5 protein-coding genes are annotated in these 4,418 nt (G+C 34.1%); all 5 read left to right on the forward strand.

Features of this window, described 5'->3' with window-relative positions:
- Positions 1-47 precede the first annotated feature (47 nt).
- The 5 genes from pilM to U9P79_09215 are packed head-to-tail and all read left to right on the forward strand — an operon-like array spanning position 48 to position 4,281.
- Complete coding sequence (gene pilM / locus U9P79_09195; GenBank protein ID MEA2104796.1) at positions 48-1,121, forward strand: type IV pilus assembly protein PilM; 1,074 nt, start codon at positions 48-50, stop codon at positions 1,119-1,121.
- Between the two features lie 10 nt (positions 1,122-1,131).
- Positions 1,132-1,719 (forward strand): hypothetical protein, encoded by a 588-nt coding sequence (locus U9P79_09200; GenBank protein MEA2104797.1) that lies wholly within the window; start codon positions 1,132-1,134, stop codon positions 1,717-1,719.
- Positions 1,716-2,270 carry a hypothetical protein gene (locus U9P79_09205; protein ID MEA2104798.1) on the forward strand — a complete coding sequence of 185 codons (555 nt, stop codon included), beginning with the start codon at positions 1,716-1,718 and terminating at the stop codon, positions 2,268-2,270. Before U9P79_09200 ends, U9P79_09205 begins: the two co-directional genes overlap by 4 nt.
- Positions 2,270-2,815, forward strand: coding sequence for a hypothetical protein (locus U9P79_09210; GenBank protein MEA2104799.1), 546 nt, complete (start codon positions 2,270-2,272; stop codon positions 2,813-2,815). The genes U9P79_09205 and U9P79_09210 overlap by 1 nt, the downstream gene beginning before the upstream one ends.
- A 23-nt stretch (positions 2,816-2,838) precedes the next feature.
- A complete protein-coding gene (locus U9P79_09215; protein ID MEA2104800.1) occupies positions 2,839-4,281 on the forward strand; it encodes a hypothetical protein in 1,443 nt (480 codons plus the stop codon).
- Positions 4,282-4,418: the final 137 nt, after the last annotated feature.

A 4,418-nucleotide genomic window follows, 5' to 3' on the forward strand; every position in this document is an offset into this window, starting at 1 on the left:
ACGGATATTTTACTCCAAATTACAAATAAATGAAGAAGTGAGTTAATATGGCAAAAAAGAAGAAAACAAAACAATTTAAGGAAAGTTTCGGGCTGGATATCGGTTCGCACAGTATCAAACTGGTGCATCTCAAAAAAATCCATCAGGGATTCAAATTACAAAATTTTGAGATTTTATCAACCGTTCCGAAAAATGTAGATTATTCTCCATCCGACCTTTCTCCGGATCGAAACGCTCCCATTCTTATTAAGATGTTGAGATCACTTAAGATCAATTCAAAGAAGATGAAACATGTTATCTCTTCCATTGGTGGTGAACACACCAGCATAAAGCAGATAAAAACAATATTTTTACCTGAGGAAGATCTGGAATCAGCCCTTTTCTTTGAAGCAAAAAAGCATTTACCAATTAGTAGTGCGGATATGTTGCTGGATTATCAGGTACTTAGTGTGGAAGAAAAAACCAACAATATGAATATTCTGCTGGCAGCCTCCACCAAGGAGCTGCTCCAAAGTCATTCAAAAATTCTTAATGATGCTGGAATAAGCCCGGGCATAGTTGATGTAGAGGCTTTGGCTGATTCCAATTGCTTTGCGAAGAATTCGTTTATAGAAGACGGAGTTTATATTATTCTTGATATTGGTGCCCACAAAACTAATTTGATAATTTATGGCCCGCAAACGAAATTTTTTACCAGAAATATACCGTGGGCTGGGTATAATTTCACCAAAGATATTATGAGCAGGCATAAAATGTCTTTTGAGGAAGCAGAAAAGCGTAAATTAAAATATGGATTGCAGGAGTCAACCCAAAAGGACAGCAAAGCAGAATTAATCAGTCTGGATGTTTCTGAAAAAACTACCGAAGAGCACATTGCACAAGAAGTGAAGCGTTCTCTAAGATATTATGTAAAAGAAGCCGGAAACAGCGATTTCCGTAAAATTGTATTGATGGGTGGAAGTGCTAAGCTAACTGGCTTACCCGAATACATCGAAAATCAACTAAATATTTCAACCGAAGTCTTTAATCCTTGCCTTAACCTGGAAATGCCTGAAAAATTTAAGGATAAACATGATCCTCAACTTTCATTGGCAATGGGCTTGGCAATGAGATCGGAATAATGGAGCTATGATGACGGAATTATATTTTACTATTAATCTAAATAAGTTCGGAGAAGCGGAAAGGGAACAGATAAAAGAGAAAAAAACTTTTCTGAAGACTGTTTATTCATTTGCTGCTGCGGTTTTGATTTTTTCCATTATTGCCTTTTTGATTAATTCTTCGCTTGAGTCAAAAATTCAAAGCCGGCGTAGATTACTCGCAAATATAAAAAAGGATATTAAACAGTATAAAGTAAGTGGCGAATACCTTTCTACAAAAGATCTTAAACGCATGGCGCAAATCACTACACAGAGAATTTTCTGGGCAAAAAAACTTGTTGCATTTTCCCAAAAAATGTCTGATAAAATTGCCATAACTCATTTTCAATACAAGAATAACGTTTTGTCGATTTTTGGAATTACAAAAGTGGATAGACAGCAGAAAGAGTTCAATTTAATTAATGAATTTATTACGATCTTGGAAAATAACGAGCACATTAATTCGGATTTCCCGGAAATTAAATTTGTTAGTTCGCGAAAAGATTATGAAAAAGATGTGCCTATCTTACGTTTTCAGATTGACTGTGTAACAAAAACTCAGCCTGGAGGTAGAAGATGAGAAATAAATACTTAATCCTCTTGTCCATAATAATTATTGTTACTTTACTTTTTTTCCATATTAGCAGCGATAAGGTTAATAGCAAAATAGTCAAAATTCATAAATATGACGAAAGAATTAAAGAAGAGCAAGAAAAATTGAATAGTGCAAAGGTACTAAACGAGCAATTGAAAGGTGTTTCAAAGGTTATATTGAATAGCATGACCGATGAAAAAAAAATTAGCAGCAAAGAAGTGAATCTTTTTGTAAACAAACTTGCTGATCTTGCCGATAAATATCATATTTCTATTCAATCTATAGACCCCAAAACAATTAAACTGGATAATAGGTATTTGGCTCAAGAACTTTACTCAATGGAATTTGTTTGCACATATATCCAACTTGGTGAATTTCTTTCTGATCTTGAGGCATTCAATTATATGATAAAAGTAAAAACTCTCGAAGTTCGGCCAATTACGATGGATACACGCGGAAGTAAAACTGAAAATTTGGAAACTCGTTATAAAGTAGTTCTCGAACTTTCCGTATATAAAATAATCAAGGAGGCTTAATGGAAAATAATCATTTGAAGGATTTTGTTATTTCTATCGTTGTGATTTGCTTTATTCTCTTTGGTATCAAAGATTATTATCTTTTTAATCATGCTGAGAAAATCCCTTATAATTCCACATATCAGGATTTGGCTCTTAGCAAAGGACTTCTAGATAAGATCAATAATATAGAGCAATCAATTCAGGACAGAAAAAGTTTCAAATTCAATGTGAAGAAAGATCCGTTAGAACAGAACCTTATTGTAAAAACTCAAAAAGATATGGAAGCAGAATGGCGTAAAAAGGTAGAAAATATGTTGCGGTTGGAATATACCATAATTCCTGCTACCGGTAACAAAATTGCCAGCATTGTATATAAAGGCAAAACCCAAAATTATGAAATCGGGGATAAATTTGCCTTTGGAACAATTGTTAATATCACAGCTGGTGAAATTGTTTATAAGCAAAAGGATTTTGTGGGAACTTTGAAAACAGAAAAAATTCCACCAAAACCGGAGATGCTGAAAAAAAATAAAAATAAAAGAGATAGAAGCCTGAATTGGTAGAAATAATTTCCTAAGGAGAATTAATGAAAAATAAAAGATTACAATTCAAAACACCCCGTTTGAATATAAAAAAAGAAGGCATTCAATGGGGTAAAATCATAGTGTTTTCTATAGCATTTGTGTTCATCTTACAAGCTTATTCATTACAAGCGGAAGAGAATGATTTATTGCAAACAAAAATAACCATTGATGCAGAAGATGCTTCCATAAGTTCTATCATATCCACAATGGCAAAGATTAGCGGCTGTAACATCGTGCTTGCTATGGATACAAAAGCAGAAGAGCAGGATGTAAAAACAGAAAAACATCTTACCCTTCATTTGAAAGATGTGCCCATAGAAAACGCTTTGAGCCTTGTTGTCAAATCCGTTGGACTTACCTATAAGCTAGTAGGTGATAAAACCTTTCTTGTTGGAAAACAGGATGTTATCGAACAGGAAGTAGGTGAACGTTCTTATGTCGTTCATCTAAATTATATTGAGGCTGCAAAAATTCAAAAAGCATTGGATATTTTACCAGGTGAATGTGTTCCTATCGAAGGTCAAAATGCTTTGCTAATTTCCGCTAATCCTTCCTCTTTTGCAGAAATTCAAAATAGGATTGAAGAAATTGATATTCCCCAAAAACAAATTGAAATACAAGCAAGACTTATTGAGATTTCCATTAAAGAAGCCGAAAAATATGGAATTGACTGGAGTAAACTTAATCATCTTACCACAATCCTTGCCGAAGATCCTGTAAATGCCGATGGGGTTGGATTACCTTATGATTATTCCGATCCGACCGGTGCTGAAATATTTGGAAAGAAAGAAGGAAATGATATTGGTCTTATACCAACGAATCAATATTTCCAAAAATTAGATGGATTGAAAGACATCGGACATTTCAGTCGTCAACTTACTGCCTTTGACGTTACGATTGATTGGCTTTTAGAAAATAATGCTGCAAAATTGTTGACTGATACCAGAATTACGGCTTTAAACGGAGAAGAAGCAAATATTCATATCGGTGAAGTTGTTCCCTTTGTTGTAGAAGATAATGATAAACAAATTCGAGTCGAAAGGGAAGAGGTCGGGATTATGCTTATGATAAAACCTTCGATTAATAGTGCTGGACAAATCACTACGAAGATTGAACCGGAAGTGAGCTCGGTAATGGAACTCGTTGGCGGTTATATACCAAGAACAAAGGTCAGAAAAGCTGTTACTACGGTTACTGTTCCAAATGGAAAGAAAATTGTTATCGGTGGTTTGCTTAGTTCTACTTTGACTGTGAAGACAAATAAATTTCCCTTTTTGGGTGATATTCCCTTTATAGGTAAACTTTTTCAGCATAAAGAAAAAGAAATGCGAAAAACAGATTTAATCATTGAAATTACTCCCCGTATTGTCGATCTTTCTGTAGATGCGGTAGAGACCGATATTGACAAAAATCTGGAAAAAAGATTGATTAATCCCAAACAATAGGAGATATTATGAAAAAAATATTAAGCATATCAATTCTATCAATGATAATTATTTCAACCTTGTTTGTGATGATTTCTTGTGACAAGAGAACTGCAACAACACCGGAATATTTTCTAACGAATATTCAAGCAAATCCC

The sequence above is a fragment of the Candidatus Cloacimonadota bacterium genome, from assembly GCA_034661015.1.
Lineage (GTDB): Bacteria > Cloacimonadota > Cloacimonadia > JGIOTU-2 > JGIOTU-2 > JAYEKN01.

Excerpts from the sequence above, each read along its gene's own strand:
- pilM (MEA2104796.1), top strand. The coding sequence starts at position 48 with ATGGCAAAAAAGAAGAAAACAAAACAATTTAAGGAAAGTTTCGGGCTG.
- U9P79_09200 (MEA2104797.1), top strand. The coding sequence starts at position 1,132 with ATGACGGAATTATATTTTACTATTAATCTAAATAAGTTCGGAGAAGCG.
- U9P79_09205 (MEA2104798.1), top strand. The coding sequence starts at position 1,716 with ATGAGAAATAAATACTTAATCCTCTTGTCCATAATAATTATTGTTACT.
- U9P79_09210 (MEA2104799.1), top strand. The coding sequence starts at position 2,270 with ATGGAAAATAATCATTTGAAGGATTTTGTTATTTCTATCGTTGTGATT.
- U9P79_09215 (MEA2104800.1), top strand. The coding sequence starts at position 2,839 with ATGAAAAATAAAAGATTACAATTCAAAACACCCCGTTTGAATATAAAA.